20 protein-coding genes are annotated in these 20207 nt (G+C 63.7%); 13 read left to right on the top strand and 7 right to left on the bottom strand.

The window, feature by feature from the left end:
• Positions 1 to 1410 (bottom strand): acetate metabolism transcriptional regulator RamB, encoded by a 1410-nt coding sequence (gene ramB / locus AC1D75_RS20355; protein ID WP_495517144.1) that lies wholly within the window; start codon positions 1408 to 1410, stop codon positions 1 to 3.
• 103 nt (positions 1411 to 1513) lie between these two features.
• On the opposite strand from ramB, the gene AC1D75_RS20360 reads away from it, so the two are divergent.
• The 4 genes from AC1D75_RS20360 to metE all read left to right on the top strand — a co-directional run bounded on the left by AC1D75_RS20360 (position 1514) and on the right by metE (position 7305).
• Positions 1514 to 2212, top strand: a complete 699-nt coding sequence (locus AC1D75_RS20360) for a hypothetical protein (RefSeq protein WP_495517145.1) — start codon at positions 1514 to 1516, stop codon at positions 2210 to 2212.
• A gap of 391 nt (positions 2213 to 2603) precedes the next feature.
• The gene (aceA, locus tag AC1D75_RS20365; protein ID WP_495517146.1) at positions 2604 to 3899 is read left to right on the top strand and encodes an isocitrate lyase; all 1296 of its coding nucleotides are present in this window, start codon (positions 2604 to 2606) and stop codon (positions 3897 to 3899) included.
• Positions 3900 to 4084: 185 nt separating this feature from the next.
• Positions 4085 to 4975, top strand: a complete 891-nt coding sequence (locus AC1D75_RS20370; protein WP_495517147.1) for a 3-hydroxybutyryl-CoA dehydrogenase — start codon at positions 4085 to 4087, stop codon at positions 4973 to 4975.
• 11 nt (positions 4976 to 4986) lie between these two features.
• Positions 4987 to 7305: a 5-methyltetrahydropteroyltriglutamate--homocysteine S-methyltransferase gene (gene metE, locus AC1D75_RS20375; RefSeq protein ID WP_495517148.1), complete on the top strand. Its 2319-nt coding sequence runs from the start codon at positions 4987 to 4989 to the stop codon at positions 7303 to 7305.
• An 18-nt stretch (positions 7306 to 7323) separates the two neighbouring features.
• Here the strand turns inward: metE and AC1D75_RS20380 are convergent, their stop codons facing one another.
• From AC1D75_RS20380 to AC1D75_RS20395, 4 genes are all read right to left on the bottom strand, one after another.
• On the bottom strand, positions 7324 to 7647 hold the full coding sequence (locus tag AC1D75_RS20380; RefSeq protein ID WP_495517149.1) for a putative quinol monooxygenase: 324 nt from the start codon (positions 7645 to 7647) through the stop codon (positions 7324 to 7326).
• Between the two features lie 182 nt (positions 7648 to 7829).
• The gene (locus tag AC1D75_RS20385; protein ID WP_495517150.1) at positions 7830 to 8555 is read right to left on the bottom strand and encodes a hypothetical protein; all 726 of its coding nucleotides are present in this window, start codon (positions 8553 to 8555) and stop codon (positions 7830 to 7832) included.
• A gap of 492 nt (positions 8556 to 9047) precedes the next feature.
• Positions 9048 to 9899: an SDR family NAD(P)-dependent oxidoreductase gene (locus AC1D75_RS20390; RefSeq protein WP_495517151.1), complete on the bottom strand. Its 852-nt coding sequence runs from the start codon at positions 9897 to 9899 to the stop codon at positions 9048 to 9050.
• A 5-nt stretch (positions 9900 to 9904) separates the two neighbouring features.
• Positions 9905 to 10693 (bottom strand): TetR/AcrR family transcriptional regulator, encoded by a 789-nt coding sequence (locus AC1D75_RS20395; RefSeq protein ID WP_495517152.1) that lies wholly within the window; start codon positions 10691 to 10693, stop codon positions 9905 to 9907.
• A 132-nt stretch (positions 10694 to 10825) separates the two neighbouring features.
• Here AC1D75_RS20395 and AC1D75_RS20400 point away from each other — a divergent pair, with 132 nt between their 5' ends.
• From AC1D75_RS20400 to AC1D75_RS20435, 8 genes are all read left to right on the top strand, one after another.
• Positions 10826 to 12145, top strand: coding sequence for a DUF445 domain-containing protein (locus AC1D75_RS20400; protein WP_495517153.1), 1320 nt, complete (start codon positions 10826 to 10828; stop codon positions 12143 to 12145).
• Positions 12146 to 12267: 122 nt separating this feature from the next.
• Positions 12268 to 12741, top strand: a complete 474-nt coding sequence (locus tag AC1D75_RS20405; protein ID WP_495517663.1) for a helix-turn-helix domain-containing protein — start codon at positions 12268 to 12270, stop codon at positions 12739 to 12741.
• Complete coding sequence (locus AC1D75_RS20410) at positions 12728 to 13465, top strand: heparin-binding hemagglutinin (RefSeq protein WP_495517664.1); 738 nt, start codon at positions 12728 to 12730, stop codon at positions 13463 to 13465. Before AC1D75_RS20405 ends, AC1D75_RS20410 begins: the two co-directional genes overlap by 14 nt.
• Positions 13466 to 13573: 108 nt before the next feature.
• Positions 13574 to 13867: a DUF2516 family protein gene (locus tag AC1D75_RS20415; protein ID WP_495517665.1), complete on the top strand. Its 294-nt coding sequence runs from the start codon at positions 13574 to 13576 to the stop codon at positions 13865 to 13867.
• Between the two features lie 127 nt (positions 13868 to 13994).
• Positions 13995 to 14762 carry a MerR family transcriptional regulator gene (locus AC1D75_RS20420; RefSeq protein WP_495517154.1) on the top strand — a complete coding sequence of 256 codons (768 nt, stop codon included), beginning with the start codon at positions 13995 to 13997 and terminating at the stop codon, positions 14760 to 14762.
• A 20-nt stretch (positions 14763 to 14782) separates the two neighbouring features.
• Positions 14783 to 15832, top strand: coding sequence for an alpha/beta fold hydrolase (locus AC1D75_RS20425; protein ID WP_495517155.1), 1050 nt, complete (start codon positions 14783 to 14785; stop codon positions 15830 to 15832).
• A complete protein-coding gene (locus tag AC1D75_RS20430; protein ID WP_495517156.1) occupies positions 15832 to 16755 on the top strand; it encodes an alpha/beta fold hydrolase in 924 nt (307 codons plus the stop codon). The genes AC1D75_RS20425 and AC1D75_RS20430 overlap by 1 nt, the downstream gene beginning before the upstream one ends.
• Complete coding sequence (locus AC1D75_RS20435; protein WP_495517157.1) at positions 16752 to 17450, top strand: MOSC domain-containing protein; 699 nt, start codon at positions 16752 to 16754, stop codon at positions 17448 to 17450. The genes AC1D75_RS20430 and AC1D75_RS20435 overlap by 4 nt, the downstream gene beginning before the upstream one ends.
• 35 nt (positions 17451 to 17485) lie before the next feature.
• On the opposite strand, the gene deoC is transcribed toward AC1D75_RS20435, so the two are convergent.
• Positions 17486 to 18178: a deoxyribose-phosphate aldolase gene (deoC, locus tag AC1D75_RS20440; RefSeq protein WP_495517158.1), complete on the bottom strand. Its 693-nt coding sequence runs from the start codon at positions 18176 to 18178 to the stop codon at positions 17486 to 17488.
• Between the two features lie 27 nt (positions 18179 to 18205).
• Between deoC and purU the strand changes: the two genes are divergently transcribed.
• On the top strand, positions 18206 to 19087 hold the full coding sequence (gene purU, locus AC1D75_RS20445) for a formyltetrahydrofolate deformylase (RefSeq protein WP_495517159.1): 882 nt from the start codon (positions 18206 to 18208) through the stop codon (positions 19085 to 19087).
• Positions 19088 to 19105: 18 nt separating this feature from the next.
• Here the strand turns inward: purU and AC1D75_RS20450 are convergent, their stop codons facing one another.
• Positions 19106 to 20206: an LmeA family phospholipid-binding protein gene (locus tag AC1D75_RS20450; protein ID WP_495517160.1), complete on the bottom strand. Its 1101-nt coding sequence runs from the start codon at positions 20204 to 20206 to the stop codon at positions 19106 to 19108.
• Between the last annotated feature and the right edge of the window lies 1 nt (position 20207).

Here is a 20207-nt window from a genome sequence, read left to right on the forward strand (position 1 = left end):
TCACTGCACCAGATATGGCGACACTGTGCTGCGGTGCGCGTCGATGTCGAGTTTTGCCCCGAGTGCCGGGAACGCACGTTGCGGGCAGTTCATCCGTTCGCAGACGCGGCAACCCGCACCGATGAGTGTCACATTGGCCTGTGGGCCGATCTCGAGACCGTCGGAGTAGACCAGTCGCGCGGCATGGCGCTGCTCGCAACCCAGTCCGATCGCAAAAGTCTTGCCGGGCTGGCCGTAGCGCGCGGCGCGGCGCTCGACGGTGCGCGCCACCCAGAGGTAGTTGCGGCCGTCGGGCATCTGTGCGATCTGGGTCTGGATCTTGCCTGGCGAGGCGAAGGTCTCGTACACATTCCACAGGGGACACGTGCCGCCGCTGCTGGAGAAGTGGAAACCGGTGGCGGACTGCCGCTTTGACATGTTGCCCGCGCGGTCGACCCGGACGAAGGTGAACGGGACACCCCGCAGGTTGGGCCGTTGCAACGTCGAGAGCCGGTGGCAGATCGTCTCGTATGAGACCGCGTAGAACGCGGAGAGCCGTTCGATGTCGTAGCGGTAGTCCTCGGCCGCGCCGTGGAATTGGGAGTAGGGGAGGACCGCAGCGGCGGCGTAGTAGTTCGCCATCCCGAGCAGTGCCAGCGCGCGGGCCTCGTCGGACGTGAAGTTGCCCTCGTCGACCATCTCTCGCATGAGGTCACCGCATTCGAGGTGACCCAGTTCAGCGGCCATCTTGAACACCCGCTGACCCTGCGAGAGGTGGCCGGAGATGTCCAGGCGCCGGGTCTCGGGGTCGAAGTGGTGCAGGACCGTGTCGCCGAGGTCGACGCGTCGGACGATCTGGACGCCGTGGACGTTCTGCAGACGGTTCGCGATCTCGCTCCGGACGTCACCGGAATGCATCCGCATCCGGGACGTGAGCTCCTCGGCGGCGACATCGAGTTCGTGGAGGTAGTTGCGGCGCTGATAGAAGTAGTCCCGAACCTCCTCGTGGGGTGCACTGATGGAACCCCTCATGGTGCCGTCGCCGCGTTCGTCGGTGGCAGCAGCGAGCTGTTCGGTGGCGATCCGATACCGGCGATGCAGATTGACCATGGCCTTGGCCATATCGGGATGAGTGGTGACCAGGTCGGTGATCTCCTGGGCGTCGGCATTCGCGTCGAGGTCCTCGTCCATCATCACCTCGCGCATCTCGGCAATGAGCCGGGCGTTGTCCTGAGAATTGAAGAACCCGGTGTCGACCCCGAAGACCTCGCTGATCTTGAGCAGGACCGGAACCGTCAACGGCCGGGCATCGTGCTCGATCTGGTTCAGATAGGACGGAGAGATCTCGAGTGACTGCGCCAGCGCAACCTGCGACATGCCGCGCTCGGAGCGCAACTGCCGGAGACGTGCGCCGACGTAGGTCTTGGACATTCTCCTAGGGTATGCGGCGCGGCGCGGGACCAGCGCAGGTTACCGATCGAACACCGCAGGCGGCGATGTCTAGGCTGTGGGAATGCGGGGGAAGCTGTCTGTGATGACGATTGTTTTCACATCTCTGTGTCTGCTCGGTACCGCATGTTCCGACGACGCCTCTCCGGCGTCCGAGTCGTCGGCACCGCCGGAGTCCTCGTCGAACACACCTGCCGCGCTCCTGCTGCCCGCCCGCGAGTTTCCCAAGGGCTATCAACCCGCCGAACTGAGCATCATCGACCTGCAAAGGCAGAACGCGGCCGCCCTCGAGTCGGCGGGCTCGGCGCAGTTCGATCCGCCGCAGTGCCGCCCGACCGCCGATGCCGATCTGAACGATCAGCTCGACGTCTCCAACGCGGCGGTGTCGGCATGGCAATCACCGGCGGGCGGCACCATCACCGAATTGGTGACGACGGTGCCCCGGGATATCGACGCCGATGTGCGGGTCAGTGTCGGCGAATGCGCGCAGTTCACGATCACGATCACACAGGGCAGTACGGCCGGGACCACCGTGCTCAACCAGAACCGCCGACTGACGCCGCCGGCCCTGCCCACCTCACTGTCGCTGATGGTGAGTTCCGTGGCGACCACCACATATCCCGGGGGTCGGACGGCCGCGTCGCGCACGCTGGCGGGCTATGCCGTGGTCGACGGGATCACCGTGCAGCTGGTCGCCAACTCGACCGAAAAGGGCCTGAGCGAAGTCGAATTCGCCGATTTGTTCGCCGAAGCAGTCGGCCGGGTGGACGCTGCGAGCACGTGATCTGCGGGCGGATCGCTGTGATTCCGCTCACCACGGCAGGATCCGGGGTCGGAAACCCGGGTGTCGATGTGGACCGGCGCGGAGCGCCGCTTCGGGAGATGGCCGGCTCGCAAAGTTGCAGTACGCGCGTACTTTTTGGCGTACTCACCAGTAACTAATCGGAAGTTGTTTACACCGCAATATTCGCAACATTTGCAAAGCCTTGTGAAAACGTGGCCTGAATTCGCACTTGCGGGGTGTAGACCTGCGGCTTTGCCTGTGGCACTCTCGGTGAGGCAGACGCCCCTCGGGGGTTATGAAATTGCTAATTAGCCCCGAACGAGTTCAGCTCGATCAGAACTCGGGCGGACCGCCACACAGCACAAGCTCAACGAATATGGAGCGCGAGAATATGAGCACCGTCGGAAAACCAAGGACTGCCGCCGAGATCCAGCAGGACTGGGACACCAATCCTCGTTGGAAGGGCATCACCCGCGACTACACCGCTGAGTCGGTCGTCGAGTTGCAGGGCAGCGTTGTCGAGGAGCAGACCCTCGCACGTCGTGGCGCCGAGATCCTCTGGGAGGGTGTCACCAAGGGTGATGGCAGCTACATCAACGCGCTCGGTGCTCTCACCGGCAACCAGGCCGTGCAGCAGGTTCGCGCAGGCCTGAAGGCCGTGTACCTCTCCGGCTGGCAGGTCGCCGGTGACGCGAACCTGTCCGGACACACCTACCCGGACCAGTCGCTGTACCCCGCGAACTCGGTTCCCTCGGTTGTTCGCCGCATCAACAACGCTCTGCTGCGCGCCGACGAGATCGCTCACGTCGAGGGTGACAACACTGTCGACAACTGGGTTGTGCCGATCGTGGCCGACGGCGAAGCCGGCTTCGGTGGCGCACTGAACGTCTACGAACTGCAGAAGGCCATGATCGCCGCCGGCGCCGCCGGAACCCACTGGGAAGATCAGCTCGCCTCGGAGAAGAAGTGTGGCCACCTCGGTGGCAAGGTGCTGATCCCCACCCAGCAGCACATCCGCACCCTGAGCTCGGCTCGCCTGGCCGCTGACGTTGCCAACGTGCCGACCGTGGTCATCGCCCGGACCGACGCCGAGGCCGCCACCCTCATCACCTCCGACGTCGACGAGCGCGACCAGCCGTTCGTCACCGGTGAGCGCACTGCCGAGGGCTACTACCACGTGAAGAACGGCATCGAGCCGTGCATCGCTCGTGCAAAGTCCTACGCGCCGTACGCCGACATGATCTGGATGGAGACCGGTACCCCCGATCTCGAACTGGCTCGTAAGTTCGCCGAAGCCGTCAAGAGCGAGTTCCCGGACCAGCTGCTGTCTTACAACTGCAGCCCGTCGTTCAACTGGAGCCAGCACCTCGACGATTCCACCATCGCCAAGTTCCAGAACGAGCTCGGCGCAATGGGATTCACGTTCCAGTTCATCACCCTCGCCGGCTTCCACGCCCTCAACTACGGCATGTTCGACCTTGCCTACGGTTACGCACGCGAGCAGATGACCGCATTCGTCGACCTGCAGAACCGCGAGTTCAAGGCAGCCGACGAGCGCGGCTTCACCGCAGTCAAGCACCAGCGTGAGGTCGGCGCCGGCTACTTCGACCGCATCGCCACCACCGTTGATCCCAACAGCTCAACCACTGCGCTGAAGGGCTCCACCGAAGAAGGCCAGTTCCACTAGGCTGGACCGCCACTCCGGGGCCTTTACGAACTAGTCAGGCGGTCCGCAGCTACCGTTGCGGGCCGCCTGCTGGTTTTTAGGAGGCTTTTGGGCGTACCCATGCAGGGTTACCCTCATCTCGGCCTTCTGTGTTGGTTCCTTTTGGTTCAAAGATAGTGCGGTTTCGTAGTTTTCAAGGAGTTGTCATGGCAAGCGAGAAGATCACGCGGGTTGGTGTCATCGGTGCCGGGCAGATGGGTGCGGGCATCGCTGAGGTGTGTGCACGTGCGCATGCGGATGTGCTCGTCTACGAGACCACTCGCGAGCTTGCCGCTGCCGGACGCTCGCGCATCCTGCGCTCGCTCGACCGCGGTGTGAGCAGCGGGAAGCTCACCGAGCGGGAACGTGAACAGGCTTCCTGGCGGTTGCGTTTCACCTCCGACCTCGGCGACTTCGCCGACCGGCAGATGGTGTGCGAAGCCGTCGTCGAGGACGAAGCGGTCAAGACCGAGATCTTCAAAGAGCTCGACAAGGTGGTCACCGATCCCAACGCGGTGCTCGCCTCCAACACTTCATCCATCCCGATCATGAAGCTCGGGATGGCCACCGCCAACGCACATCGCGTTGTCGGGATGCACTTCTTCAACCCGGTACCCGTGCTCCCTCTGGTCGAGCTGGTCACCACGTTGATGACCGCCCCGGAGATCACCGCCCGCGCCGAAGAGTTCGCCCGCGACATCCTCGGCAAGCAGGTCGTGCGGTCGTCCGACCGTTCCGGGTTTGTGGTGAACGCGCTGTTGGTTCCGTACCTGCTGTCGGCGATCCGCATGGTGGAGAGCGGCTTTGCCACCGTCGAGGACATCGACAAGGCCATGGTCCTGGGTTGCGCGCACCCGATGGGGCCGCTCAAGCTCACCGACCTGGTCGGCCTGGACACCGTCAAGGCCATCGCCGACAAGATGTACGAGGAGTTCAAGGAACCGCTCTACTCACCGCCGCCGCTATTGCTGCGCATGGTCGAGGCCGGCCGGCTCGGCAAGAAATCCGGCCACGGCTTCTACCAGTACGAAGCAGCAAAGACCGGCGTCAAGAACTAACGGGCGCGGACATGACCAGCCCCGCGGAGAAGATCGAATACGGATCCTCGATCCTGGGGTATCCGCGCATCGGCGCCCGGCGTGAACTCAAACGAGCGCTCGAAAGACATTGGCACAACGGCGGTTCGGTGGACGACCTGATCGTCGCCGGGCATCAGTTGCAAGACAGCATCTGGCAGGAGCTCGCGGCCACCGGGCTCGAGCAGGTCCCCGGGAACATCTTCTCCTTCTACGACCACGTGCTCGACAATGCGCTCATGTTCGGTGCCGTCCCCGATCGGTTCAAGCCGCTGGCCGGCGAGCTGCATCCGTTGGACTTCTATTTCACGATGGCCCGGGGCAAACCGGATATTCCGCCGCTGGAACTGGTGAAGTTCTTCGGAACCAACTACCACTACCGCCAGCCCGAGATCAGCGCCGACACCGAGTTCTCGCTGCACGCCGAATCGTTGCTGGCCGAGCACAAGCGGGCCAAGGAATACGGCATCGAACTGCGGCCGGTGGTCCTCGGACCCATCTCGCTGCTGCTGCTGTCGAAGGCTGGCCCTGATGCGCCCGAGGGTTTCTCGCCGATCGACAAGATCGAGGAGCTGCTCCCGGTCTATCTGAAGTTGTTCAAGGACCTGGCCGCGCAGGGCGCTAAATGTGTCCAGCTCGACGAGCCCGCTTTCACCGGTGACCGCTCCGAGGAAGAGCTGGCACTGCTGGGGACCGTGTACAACGCGCTGTCCGCGGTGAGCCAGCGACCGCGTCTGCTGGTCACCGGCCAGTACGGCGATCTCGGTGCGGCCCTGCCGATCCTGGCGGCGACGAAGGCCGAGGCCATCGGTCTGGATCTGGTGTCGGAGCCGATCAGCGCCGCCGCTCTGGGCAAAATCCCGGGTCTGAAGCGCAAGCGCCTGTACGCGGGTGTGATCAACGGACGGAATGTGTGGAAGGCCGACAAAGCACAGGCACTCGACTACCTGTTGGCCATCAAAGCGGTGATCCCGGACGTGGTCGTGTCGACCTCGTGCAGTTTGATGCACGTCCCCGTCGACCTGCTCATCGAATATGACATCCCCGGTGACGTTGCCGACCGGTTGTCCTTCGCGAAGCAGAAGGTCGGTGAGGTGGTGGCGCTGGCCAAGGCGGTCACCCACGGTGCACCGGAACGCTGGTACAACCGGCCGACGTCGGTGCACTTCAAGCTCAAGCATGATGTGCGCCAACGGGTTGCGGCGATCCGCCCGGATCAGCGCGAGCGGGCGCCCTACGATGTCCGCCGGGCAGCCCAGCAACAGGCCATCGGACTTCCGCTGATCCCGACCACGACGCTGGGATCGTTTCCGCAGACCGCAGAGATCCGGCAGGCCCGCTACGACTACGGCCAGGGACGAGTGGCCTGGGGCGAGTACAAGCAGCTGCTGCTCGACGAGATCAAACGCGTCATCGACCTGCAGGAGGACATCGGCCTCGATGTCCTTGTGCACGGTGAGGCCGAGCGCAACGACATGATCCAGTACTTTGCCGAATTGATGGACGGCTATGCCGCAACACATTTCGGTTGGGTTCAGGTCTACGGTTCGCGCTGTGTGCGGCCGCCGATCCTCTACGGCGACATCAAGCGTAGAGGCCCGATGACCGTCGAGTGGATCACCTATGCGCAGTCCCTGACCGACAAGCCGGTGAAGGGCATACTCACCGGACCGGTGACCATGTTGGCGAGATCGTTTGTGCGCCAGGACCAACCGCTCTATGAAACCGCCGAACAGCTGGCACTGGCTGTCCGCGATGAGATCGCCGACCTCGAGAAGGCCGGGGTCAAGATCATCCAGGTCGATGAGCCGTCGATCCGGGAGTTGTTACCGCTGCGCGAACGCGGTCGCGAGGGGTATCTCGACTGGGCGGTCGCGGCGTTCAAGCTGGCGGTCGGCGGTGCCGAGCCGCAGACCCAGATCCATACGCACATCGGCTATTCCAGTATCGCGAAAGTGGTGGACGCGTTCGACGCGCTCGATGCCGATGTCACCTCGATCGTGGCAACCCGGGCGATCGACTGGGTGCTGGATCAGATCGTGGCCTCGGGAACGTCCATCAAACGTGAGGTCGGCCCAGGTGTCTATGAGAGCCGCAGCGCGGCGATCCCGGACATCGACGAGATCGACGAACGGATCCAGCGAGCAGCACAGGCCATCGATCCCGATCGGCTCTGGGTGAATCCGGATGGCGGCCTCAAGACCAGGCACTACTGGCAACTGGAGCCGGCGTTGCGCAACATGGTCGCCGCGACCCGGCGCGAACGGCGCCGGGTCGAGGCCCGGCAGGCACAGGCCGCCGGCACCTCTTGATCCGTTTGGATGGGAACGTCAGTCGATCGTGATCTCGCCCATCTCTGACCAACCGTCGGCCTCGATCTGCTGACTGACGATCCTGGGTGTGGCCATCAGGGCCTGCGGCATCTCCTGCTGCGTGGCCTTCTTGAAATGGTCGCTGTTCACGTGGGCGCCGGCCGCATCGTCGTCGAATGCTTCCACCAGCACGAACTCGCTGGGATCATCGACGCTGCGCGACCACTCGAACCACTTGTTGCCGGGCTCATTCCGCGTTGCCTGGGTGAACGGACCGACCAGATCGAGCCACTTCTCGGTCCACTCGGGCTTCACCTGAAACTTCACCACGATGAAAATCACTTCGCCCTCCACAAATGTCGACTACGGGTGCACCTCCCAAAATGCTAGTGGTGCGGGCCGAGATCTGGCAGGTATCGCCGGGAGTGGGCACTGTCGTCGCAGATTGAGACACCGCGACGAGAAGTGCCCTCCCCATGATGGGAAGGGCACTCCTGGAAGATGTTGCTGTACGTGCGCAGAGGTTACGGGAACAGTCCGGGGATCAGGTTGCCCAATCCGAGACCGCCGAGTGAGCCGCTGCTGTCGCCGCCCGCAGGGCCGGTGGCCTTGAAGTTCGTGGTGCAACCGTTGAACGACACCGAGTCGACGTATACGGTTTCGCCGGGAGTGGCCGGTTGTGCGGAGACCCCATAATTCGTGACGACAGTTGCGTCGCCGGCGGCCGCGATCAATGCATCGAGTGTCGACGGGGTGCCCTTGGGAATACCGGGCAGATTCCGGGTCGACCACCAGTTCGTTGCGTCGGTGGCATCCTGGTCGCCGGCGGTGCCGGGGCTCGCCCAGGCAAAGGTGGCGAACCCGTTCTCGGACTCGGGAGCGTCTTGTGTGTCCGCGCCGGTGACCCGGATCTGCCAGTTGGCATTGCCTGCGGTCTGCTTGAACGTCAGGGACCCGCCGATGTCCGAGGCCTTCAGTTCACCCGCGGGGTGATACCACGCCTTCCGTGCCGAGGACGGCTCGGTGGCCAGCACAAGTGAACCGTCTGCATCGATAGCCGTGGTGTCGCTGTACGCGGCGCCGGCTTCTTCCGGGAACGGGTTACCCCAGCCGTTGGCGTCGGTTCCGGTGGATACGGTCGAGCAGTTGGAGCCCGTCACCGGCGCGGCGGAGGCCACGGCGGGAAAGAACAGAGCGGCGGCGCTGACTGCGGCGGCAGCGGTGGTGGCGCGAACAAAAGTGCGGTTCATAGCTGTGAATCGACCCCCAGAAGGTTGGTTTGTTGCGTTGGTGTCACGTCAACTTAACAACTGTCGTATGCGTGAATGCAAACGGTGATGTCCTTGAATTATTCGACATTTAGCAAGGGTTCTAAATCTGGGAATCATCGGTATGTTAATCGGTGAGATCCGCTAATGGTTTTGAGAAACAGTGCGCCAGACCAGCTTTGAGCAGGCTGTACGTCCGTATTTTGGTAGCGAAAAGCTGCCCTTTGAGGTTTGCTGTTCTGAACAAATTGAGCAATACCGATCCTCGTTGGTGCATTTAGGTGTCCATTAACTGGGGCTTGAAGGAGGTCAATTGACCTGTTATGGAAATTCGTTGAAATTGATACGATCCCATTACAGCGGGAGCTGGGTTGCCCACCGAAAATTCGCGCCACTTGCCTGCGTTCGCGCCCGTTGCAACTGGCGCGAACGCAGGCAAGTGGCGCGAATCTTCGTGGCTGGGTGGGGTGGGGGTCAGTGAGCGGGTGGGAACAGCGGGCCGCCGCCGAATGGGGCCCGGTGTGATTTCGGCACGACGCTGTCGTTGTTCGACAATCCGTAGTCGGCGCCGAGTTCGGCGGTCACCAGTGTGTGCCCGTTGTGGGTTCGCAGATCCGGGTCGTGCCAGAGCCGATCGATCACACGTCCGACGAACTCGGGGTGTTCGGCTTCGCTGATCTTGAAACCGGCGAACTCGTCGATACCGAACGACAGCAACAATTCGGTCTGAATCAGGCCCAGCCACAGGGAAATTGCGCTCACGCCGGTTCCGGCCAATTCGTGGCCCATGTCGAAGGCCATTTTGTCCAGCGCGGCCTTGCTCATCCCATAGAGCACCGAATGCAGGTGGCCGCGGGTTCCGAACGAGGAAATGTTGACCATCAGCCCCTGCCCTTGCGGCACCATGAGCTGCGCCGCGTGGACACACGCCACGTAGTGCGCTCGAAGGCCGACGGTGATCAGGGTGTCCCAGTCGCTGACCGGTCGTTCCCAGAACTTGTCACTGAAACCACCGAAACCCTTTGGTGCAGCCCAAGCGTTGTTGACGAGGAGGTCAAGCCGACCTTGTTCGGCCGAGATCGTCTCGAACAGGGAAGCCACCGCCGCGTCGTCGGTGTGGTCACAACGCACGCCGAACCCGGAGCCACCGGCGTCGTTGATGGCGGCAACGGTCTGGCCCAGCGGATCCTCGGGCCCGGTGCCCCCACGCGCGGTTACGTAGACCGTCCAGCCGGCCGCACCCAGTGCGGTCGCCACTCCTTTGCCGACCCCGCGGCTCGCCCCGGTCACCAGTGCGACCGGAGCCGCTGCCTTGTCCTCGCCCATGGGCGTCAATCTATCGGTGAAGGCGCCTCGGGGAGGGGATGTTCTTGCGCGTTGAAATACTCGCTGGAGCCGCCGGCCGCCGCGATCCCGGAGATCGCCGACCAGACCAGCATCGTCAGGTAGTTGATCAGCTCTTCTTTGCCGAGCCGCTGTTCGACCATCCACCAGTGCACCGCGAGCTGGATCGCGCCAACCAGGCTGTAGGCCCACGTTTCCACGCCTGCGGTCTCGGATCCCTGATCGACCATTCGGTTGATCATCACGAATGCGAGCATCTGCGCCACGAGCTTCTGCGAGTCGGCAAGAACCTGCGCGCCCGAACCACCCGCCGTCACAAACGAGTAGATCTGCGGTTCATCGGCGACGGTCTGGACATAGACGGAAATGACCATCCGGGTGAGGTCGAACTCTTCGAGGTCCTCGTTGATCGCACTGCTCAGCCGAGGGACCAGCACCGTCTCGATGAAACGCATCATCGCGGCAGTGGTCAGGTCGCCCTTGTCGCTGAAGTATCGGTAGAGGACGGTCTTCGAGACACCGATCTCGGCGGCGATCTCGTCCATACCGGCGTCTGGCCCGAGTGCCCGGACCGCGGCGAGCGTGCCGTCGACCAGTTCGGTGCGGCGGGCCTCCTTGTGGCCCTCCCAGCGACGCTTTCGACCGTCTGTCTTGACCTCGTCGATGCCGACCTGGCCGCGGATGGCCTTGGGCAGCGACGCGCCCTTGGCGGCTGCCGTCGCAGCGGCTGCGACCGCAGCGCGCGCGGCTGCTGCCGGATTCGGTCGAGGGCACATCACACAAGTCTCTTCTTCGTTGCCGGTAGTTGCCCGTTCACCTTATGTTCCCCGGCACGCGGGCAGTGCATTGAGAGCAGGGTCGCTCACGCCAACCCGCTTGAAATCTCGACATTCGGTAACACTGGTTGAATGCAAACGACACAGGCGCCACCGGCAGTGCCTTCCGCACCCAAGCGGAACATCGCCGGGATCGGGGGTGCTGACGCGCAGCGTAAGGCCGCATTGCGACGGATGAAGATGGTCGCGACCGGATTTCTGCTGCTCGCGGCGGTGATCTACTTCTTCTGCCGCTGGCTCGAAGATCGCGACGGAGAGAACGTCGCTGCCTGGGTCGGCTATGTGCGGGCGGCGTCCGAGGCTGGCATGGTCGGTGCGCTCGCCGACTGGTTTGCTGTCACGGCATTGTTCAAGCACCCGTTGGGCATTCCGATCCCGCACACCGCACTGATCCGTAAGAAGAAGGATCAGATCGGCGATCAGTTGGGGGAGTTCATCGAAGAGAACTTCATGACACCGGACGTGATCGAGGACAAGGTCGCCCAGCTGGCCCTGCCGAAACGGGTGTCGTCGTGGCTCGCCGATCCGAAGAATGCGCCGCGTGTCGGCGCGGAGGCCGCGCGCGGGATCGCGTTTGCCGCAGAGATGCTCGATGACGAAGACATCGAACAGCTGATCCTGGCGGGGATGAAGTGGGTTGCCGAACCGGAATGGGGTCCCCCGGCCGGGCGCGTACTCGAACAACTCATCGCCGAGAACCGGCTCGAACCGGTGATCCAGCTCGTCTGCGATCGTGCGCATGACTTTGCCCTCGGTAGTGAGGAGCTGATCGACCGCGTGATCGACAAGGACGGGCCCGCGTGGGCGCCCAAGTTCGTCAATCACTTTGTGGGAGATCGGATCTACCGAGAGCTGGTCGAGTTCTCGTTCAAGGTCAAGACCGACCCGCACCATCAGGTGCGGACTGCCATGACGACGATGATGGTGCAACTCGCCGACGACCTCCAGCATGACCCGGCGACGATCGCGCGGCTCGAGGCGATCAAGTCGGAGATGCTCGAGCGCGACGAGGTGACCGGTGCGGCCTCGACGGCCTGGAATGCGGGCAAGGCCCTGATCGAACAACTGCTCGCCGACCCGAACGGAACCCTGCGCAAGACCCTGACCGATTCGGTCATCGGAATCGCCGTGCGGATCCGGGATGACCACGAACTGCAGGACAAGATGAACCTGCTGATGGTGCGGGTGGCGCGACACGTGTCGGAGAACTACTCGCAGGAGATCATCTCGGTCATCACCGAGACCGTCCGTGGGTGGGACGCCGACGACACCAGCAACAAGATCGAACTGCAGGTCGGACGCGATCTCCAGTTCATCCGCATCAACGGCACCGTTGTCGGTGCGCTGGCCGGGCTGGCGATATACACCGTGTCCGTGCTGCTTTTCCACTGAACAAACCACCTAAAAAGGACAGGTTGTTTGTGGCCTTCGTCACGAATTAGCACATTGCTTGCAATTGCTAGCAGAAGTGGCACTATGGGTCTCGAAACCTGAAGGAGTCACCGATGGTTCCAATGCCAACTGATCCAGAAGACGGGCCGGTGGCGGCCGCTGCAAACGCGGCCCAGGACATCAGTGCCAACGTTGCCACTGCAGCCCAAGACATCGGCAGCTTCATCAGGTCTCAGCGGATTGCCGCCGAGGTGTCACTACGCCAGCTCGCCGAGCGCGCAGGGGTGAGCAATCCGTACCTCAGTCAAATCGAACGAGGGTTGCGCAAGCCTTCGGCCGACGTGCTGGCCCAGATCGCCAAGGGCCTACGCGTGTCGGCGGAAGTGCTCTATGTGCGGGCCGGGATTCTCGAAGAGCGTCCTGCGAGCCCGGTGCGCGACGCGTTGATGGCCGACACCGTCATCAGCGAACGCCAAAAGCAAGTGTTGCTCGAGATCTACGAGTCGTTCTGTAAAGAGAACCGGGCCGAGGTCGAAAGTGGCACAACACAAAACACTTCAAAGTCCACGCTGGAGGGACATGATGACCAAAGCTGACCGCAATCTCGCAAACCCGCTGTACGCCGCTGTCGGTGCCGGAGATCTGGCACTGAAGCAGGTGAATGATGTGATCACGCAGTTGCGTGAACGCACCGAGACCGCAACGGGGACAGCGCAGGCTCGATTCGAAGAAACCCGCACCACCGCGCAGAGCCGTCTGGAAGAGACTCGTGAGCGGATTTCGGCTCTGCCGGAAGAGGTTCCGTCGAATATTGATGAACTGCGTTCGAAGTTCACCGCCGAAGAACTACGCAAGGTCGCCGAGGCCTACATCGAGGTCGCGACCAACATCTACAACTCGCTGGCCGAGCGTGGCGAAGAGACCGTGGAGCGCCTGCGTGCCACCCCCGCCGTCGACGAGCAGCTCAGCCGCGTCGAGAAGGCGTACGGCGACGCCGTCGACCTGACCGAGGACACCCTCGGCACCATCTCGTCGCAGACGCGGGCCGTCGGGCAGCGTGCGGCCAAGCTCGCGGGCATCGCCTCGACCAAGATCGACGAGGCTTCGGAGAAGATCGAGGACACCTCCGAGGAGGCTGCCGAACAGATCGCCGGCGCAGCCGGGACCGTGGAGGCGAAGGCGCGGACCGCAAGCGACTCCCCGGCCAAGAAGATCGCCGAGGCCAAGGCTCCGGCCGCGAAGGCCCCCGCGAAGAAGGCTCCGGCCAAGAAAGCGGCCCCCGCGAAGAAGGCTCCGGCCAAGAAGGCTCCGCCGAAGTAGGGGACTCCGCCAGGTCGGGCTACGAGTTTCAAACCGGCGCTGTGATGCAACGGCGCCACCGTCAGGTGAATTGGACAGTAAGGTGAACTTGTGGACATTCTATCTTTCATGGGTTACGCGCAGAGCTTTGTCCTTCTCGCTCTGACGGTTGTGGCCGGCATCGCGGCGGCGGTTTCGCTGGTGCATGCCGCGCTCCAGCGGCCGGATGCGTTTCCGGCGGTCGATCGCCAGAGCAAGGTGATCTGGGTGTCGATACTGGCTGCTGCAACGGTGTTCATCTGGCTGTTCGGTGCCATCGGCATCTTGGGGATCGTCGGTGTGGTCGCGACGCTGGTGTACATCGTGGATGTTCGGCCGCGGGTCGATTCGATCCAGAACAAGTCGTGGTTCCGAAAGGTCTGATCGGCGCCGTCGTCGCGGGGTCGACGTCGTCGAGACCCTGGGACGCCAAACCTTGACAATGCCGGGTGTCATATAGCACGCTGGTCCCATCGCCAAGAACCGCTGGTGGTCGACCTAGAATGAGCAGATGGCTGAATACCGGATCAATGAGCTCGCGGATGTCTCCGGCGTCAGCGTTCGCAACATCAGGGTGTATCAGGATCGCGGACTGTTGCCTCCGCCGAAGATCAAGGGACGCACGGGGTGGTACTCCTCCGAGCACCTGAGCCGTCTGAAGATGATCTCGCAGATGCTCGAGCGGGGCTACACGTTTGCGACCATCAGCGAATTGCTGATGGCGGCGCGATATGGGCTCAAGGTCGAGCACGTACTCGAAGGCGAGCCCAAACGTGGCAGCCGCTGGAAGAACTTTCGCCGCGTCGCCACGATCACGATCTCGGAACTGCGCAAGGGTCTCGGTGCCACCGACAGCAGCATCGCGCTCGGACAGCGTCTGGGTCTGCTGGTCAAAGAAGGTGCCGGATATGCCGTCACCAACCCGGAGGTCCTGGCCGGCGCCGAGGTCCTCGTCAAAGCCGGGATCGACCTGGAAGTCCTGCTCGACCGCTGGGAACGCGTCCAGGATGACCTGCAGGACATCGCCGCGAGCTTCGTCTCGATCGTCACCGACAAATACCTCGTCGAAGGAGAACCCTTCGAACTCGAGGAGAGCGAGGTGATCCGGCTCGCCGAGTTGGTGCAGACCGTTCGCCCGATGGCGCACGACATCGTCGAAGTCGCCTTCAGCAAAGCCATGGATGCCGAGATCTCCAAGGCTCTTGATCGCGGTGCCGAGCTGATGATGGCCTCTGACGATGAAAAGCCGGTCGCCACAGGCGATGTGGAAAGTCACTAGACAGGCATGAGGGGGTACGCGTGAACGGAAAGAAGATCGCGCTCGGGGGCGCGATAGTCGGGGGCGGTGTGATAGCGGCCGGTGCTGCGATCACCGGAACGTTCCTGGGATCGATCGTTCGCGCAGCGCTGCTGGCGCCGGATCCCATTGAGGACCAGCCGGATCCGCTCCTGGCCACACCCACTGCGCAACCCGACCGGATACCCGTTCGGGCCGGGGACGGTACCGAACTCAACGTGCTCGCCTACGGGCCGCCCGATGGTGAGTTGCTGGTGCTCGTGCATGGCTGGACCTGTAGCACCCAGTACTGGTACCCGCAGATCAACGCCTTCTCCGACCGATACCGCGTGGTCGCCTACGACCAGCGCGGGCATGGCAGTTCGCCGCGCGGAACCTCGAAGCTGACCGCTGAACTCCTGGGGCAGGATCTGCAGGCTGTGCTCAGTGCGGTTGTCCCGCAAGGCCGTAAAGCGCTGATAGCCGGACACAGCATGGGTGGCATGACGATTCTGTCGTGGGCCGAGCAGTTTCCGGGCAGCGTACCCGAGGTGGCACGCGCGGTGGTGCTGACCTCCACCTGCGCCGAGCATCTGCTGCCCAATCTCGGTCTCATTCCGCTCGACTTGCCTGACGCACTCTCGCCGATCGAGTATTTGACGAGTCGTCTCGTCGCCGGCGCCACCATTCACCTGCCGCGAACCAAGGTGTCGCGCAAGGTCACCCAGTACATCGCGCTGAATACGACCTCACGTGGATCGCATGTCGACTTCTGCGACGAGATGGTGGCAGCCTGTCCGGGACGGTCGCGGGGCAAGTGGGGCAATGCACTGGTCAACCTGGACGTATCGGGTGGTCTGGACGCGCTGGTGGTGCCGACGCTCGTGGTGGTCGGCGCCGACGACAAACTCACCCCGGCCGTCCATGCCGAAGCGATGGCCACCGCGCTCCGCGGCCACGGCCATCTCGACGACCTGGTGGTGTGGCCGGGGATCGGGCACATGAGCAGTATCGAGAACTCGGTGGGCTACAACGCACTGCTGACCGACCTGCTGGATCGAACGGCCGGCTGATGTCTCGGGGGCAGCCGTTGATGCAGGCCCCGCAGATCGACATGCGGCACACCGTCATCGACCGCCCAGGGGGCGCTTCGATTGCCACGTACGAATATGGTCCGGTCGACGGCGATCCGGTGGTGCTCGTGCACGGTTTCGCCGTCAGTGCGCGCTATTGGCATCCGCAGGTCAATGGTCTGGCCGATCGATTCCGGGTGATCACCTATGACCAGCGCGGGCACGGCCGATCTGAACTCGGCAGCGGGTCGATGATCAACGATCACCTCGGGCAAGACCTGTCGGCAGTGCTCGAGCACACCGTCGCCGGCAGCCGGAAAGCTGTTGTCGTCGGACACAGCATGGGCGGGATGTCGGTGATGAGCTGGGCCACGCAGTACCCGGCCGAGGTCGGGAGCTACGCGAGGTCGATCGTGCTCGCCGGTACGGCGGCAACCTCACCGGTGACGAAAGGTCCTGTCCGTCTGGCCAGTCCGGTCACGTTCCTTCGGCGCGTCCAATACGAGATGGCGTGGCTGGCGTTCAGTGCCATCCACCGGCCCGGCGGTGACCTGTTGATGCGATCCGGCATGGTGGCCGCCGGTGCGCTGTTCCCTGGAGCGACCCGGGCGCAACTTGCCTTCCTCGGCGAGATCTTGCGTGACACCGATCGGCGTACGAGGGAAAAGGTCGGACGCTGTCTGGAGAACCTGGACGTGGCTCGGGGCCTGTCGGTGATGGCGGTCCCTGTCGCCGTTCTCGTCGGAGGTCGCGATCGGCTCACGCCTCCCCGGCTCGCGGTTCCACTCGCCGAGGCCCTGCGCTGTGCCGGATCGCTTGAGAGGTTCGAAACCTGGAGGAATGCAACACATTTGCTGAACTGGGAGCAACCGCACCGGTTCAACGCCGTCATCGCCGACCTGGTGGCGGAGAGTGCGCGATGACGGAGCCACGCGTGCTCTACGTGTCGGTCGGCAGCGTGCAGTCATTGCGATGGCATGGACGTGGTGTCCCGTCCGCGATCGCCAAGGTGCCGGTATCGGGCCCGGTCACCGTGGGCAAACGTGGCGTGGTTGGTGACGAACAAGGTGACCGAAGAAACCACGGCGGACCGGACAAAGCGATTTTGGTCTACCCCAACGAGCATTACGAAGCCTGGGGCGACGCGCTCGGGACGCTCGGGCTCCCCGCCTTCGGTGAGAACCTCACCATCACCGGGCTACTCGAAACCGATGCCCTGATCGGCTCGGTGTTCGATATCGGAAGTGTGACGGTACAGGTGAGCCAGCCCCGGCGCCCGTGCTTCAAACTCGCAGCCTTCCACGGCATCGACGACCTCGCAGTGGCGACCCAGCGCACGGGACGGACCGGCTTCTACCTGAGAGTGCTTGTGCCTGGCCGTATTTCAGCTGGCGACAGCCTCGTCCTGCAACATGCTCCCAAGCATGGCATCACAGTCGCCGAGGTTCACCGCGTACTCAACATCGACCGCGGGGACGCGCCTGCCATTCGGCGACTGCTCGACGAACCCGGTGTGCTGCCCACGTCGTGGTCAACCCTTCTGCACAAGCGGCTTTCGGGACGGCGGGACAGTGACAGCCGACGCCTGCACGGACGCCCGCCGGATGCGACAGGATGAATCACATCGCGCGGGCGACAACCCCGTAACCCGGTTCAGGCTTCCGGGAAGCCCTCGAGCACGGCCCGAGATCCGGACAAGCCGAGCCGGGTGGCGCCTGCCGCGATCAGTTCGGCGGCGAACTCCGCAGTCCGGATCCCACCGCTGGCCTTGACGCCGACATGGTTGGGTACGGCTGCCGACATCAGTTGTACGGCTTCGACACTGGCGCCGCCTGCCGGATGGAAGCCGGTCGAGGTCTTGACCATCGTCGCACCGGCCTTGACCGCGACCTTGCAGACCGCCGTCACGGTTTCCGGTCCGGCGAGGGCAAGGAGCGCTGCCGATTCGATGATCACCTTCAAGGTGACCCCGGCGCCGATCCCTTCGCGGACGGTCAAGATGTCGGCGAACACCTCGTCGAGCTTGCCGTCGACCGCCGCGCCGACGTCGATCACCATGTCGATCTCCTGCGCACCGGAGTCGACGGCCAGCTTCGCTTCCGTGGCCTTGATCAGCGAATGGTGCTTACCCGACGGGAAGCCCACCACAACGCAGCTGCGCGCTGATCCGGTGTTGATGGGGAGCATCGACGGTGAGAGGCAGACGGCGAGCACACCGAGGTCGTTGGCCTCGGCGACTGTCGCCGCAGCGTCCGCGCGGGTCGCTTCGGGCTTGAGGAGTGTGTGGTCGACCATGGCGGCGACGACTGATCGGGTGAGCTGTGGACCGGTCGGGGTGTCGGGCATGAATCGAGCTTGGCACACTGGACAGTTGTGACCACATTCTCGCCGCCAGATGGCCATCGGTACGTGCTGACGCTCGGATGCCCCGACACCACGGGAATCGTCTCCCGCATTTCAGGTTTTCTGGCCGAGGTCGGTGCCTGGATCGTCGAGGCCGCCTATCACTCCGATCCCGATTCCGGCTGGTTCTTCACCCGCCAGGCCGTCCGTGCCGATTCGGTGGCGCTGACGTTCGAGGAACTGCGCGCCCGCTTCGAAGCAGAAGTGGTGGCGCAGCTGGGCCCCGAAACCGAGTGGCGCGTGAGTGATTCGTCGGTTTCCAAGAAGACCGTCCTGCTGGTGAGCAGAGAGGGTCATTGCCTGGGCGATCTGCTGGGCCGTTCGTATCGGGGTGAGCTGCCCGCGGACGTCAGCGCCGTGATCGGCAATCATCGAGACCTCGAGGACTTCAGCACCCGCTTGGGCGTGCCGTTCCATCACATCCCGTTCGACAAGGACAAGGCCGGCGCATTCGAAGAGTTGCAGGCGCTTGTCGACTCACACGATCCGGACGCCGTGGTGCTCGCGCGGTTCATGCAGATCCTGCCCGAAGGGCTGTGCGAGCACTGGGCAGGCAAGGCGATCAACATCCACCACAGTTTCCTGCCGTCGTTCATCGGAGCGCGGCCGTACCACCAGGCCTTCAAGCGGGGCGTCAAGCTGATCGGCGCCACCTGCCACTACGTCACCGGCGAACTCGACGCCGGACCGATCATCGAGCAGGACGTGATCCGCGTCGATCATTCGGACTCGGTGGCCGACATGGTGCGGCAGGGCCGCGACATCGAGAAGCTGGTGCTGGCTCGCGGACTGCGGTGGCACCTGGAAGACCGGGTGCTGGTGCACGGCCACAAGACGGTCGTCTTCAGCTGATCGAGCGTTCCCCGGTCGTCAGAGGACGGTGCAGCTCTCACCGGACTCGTTCGAGCCGGTGGTCTGGTTGTTCAGCGCGACATCGCTGCCGGAGACCGCGAACTCGACACCCTTGTCGGAGACGGTGAGCTGTTCGAAGGTGAGCTCGTTGAACAGCGGTGGGAACAGTCCCGCGCTGATCTGATCGACCAGGGCCTGGGCCCAGGAGTTCGGGATGCCCAGGGTGGCGGCGCTGGCCTGCACCACCTCGAACGTGAGTTTGCCGTTCTGGGTGACCGGCTTGAGCTCTGCTTCGGCCGGGATCGGCAGCATCAGCAGCTGGAAGTTGCCTTTGACGGTGACCGTGCCTGCGGCGGCATTGCCGGTGACGCTGTCCACGGTCATCCCGCCACCCATCGCGCTGAGGAGTCCGCTCAGACCGCCGCCGGAGGGTTCGGACGGCTCGGTGGGTTCTGCTTGGGGTGTCTGGCTCAGTTCCATGATGCGGGCGAACGGCACGTAGCCCGAGCCCTGGATTTCACCGATGGTGGTCTCGTTGTCGCCGCTCTGGATGTCGTCGCCGCGGGCGTGCAGGCGCATCGACGAGTCGCCTTCGTTGCTCGTGTCGACCTGGACGTAAGGAACCGTTCCGGAGGCCCACTGGAGCAACATCGGCCGCTTGCTCAACGAGACCGACGTCGAGGCGCCGGTGAGTTCACCGAACGACTGCTCGAGGCAGTCCTGGGCCTTGTTCCGGATGACCAGCTCACTGCCCACACCGATGATCACCAGCAGGAGCACGACACTGAGCGCGACAACACTCACGATCATGCCGGTCCGACGTTTGGGCCGTTCCGGCGATACCGGACCGTATGCCGGGCCTGCGGGCGGGGGCCCGCCAGAACCGGAGTACGGCTCGAACCCGTCCGGCGGCACCTCGAGCTGCGCGGTGTCCTGGCGACCGCTCGAATAGGCCTCGGGGGCAGGGCCGGACGGAACCGGTGGGAACTGGTCGGTGTCCGAGTTGAGGTCATCACTGGTTGCATTCTCGGACACAGCGGGCGACGGCGCACCCTCAGTGGAGGGCGCAGGCTGGGTTTCGTCGTCCGGTGTCGACTCGGCGTCGTCGCGATTGTTCATC

This window comes from Williamsia sp. Y712 (assembly GCF_059445525.1).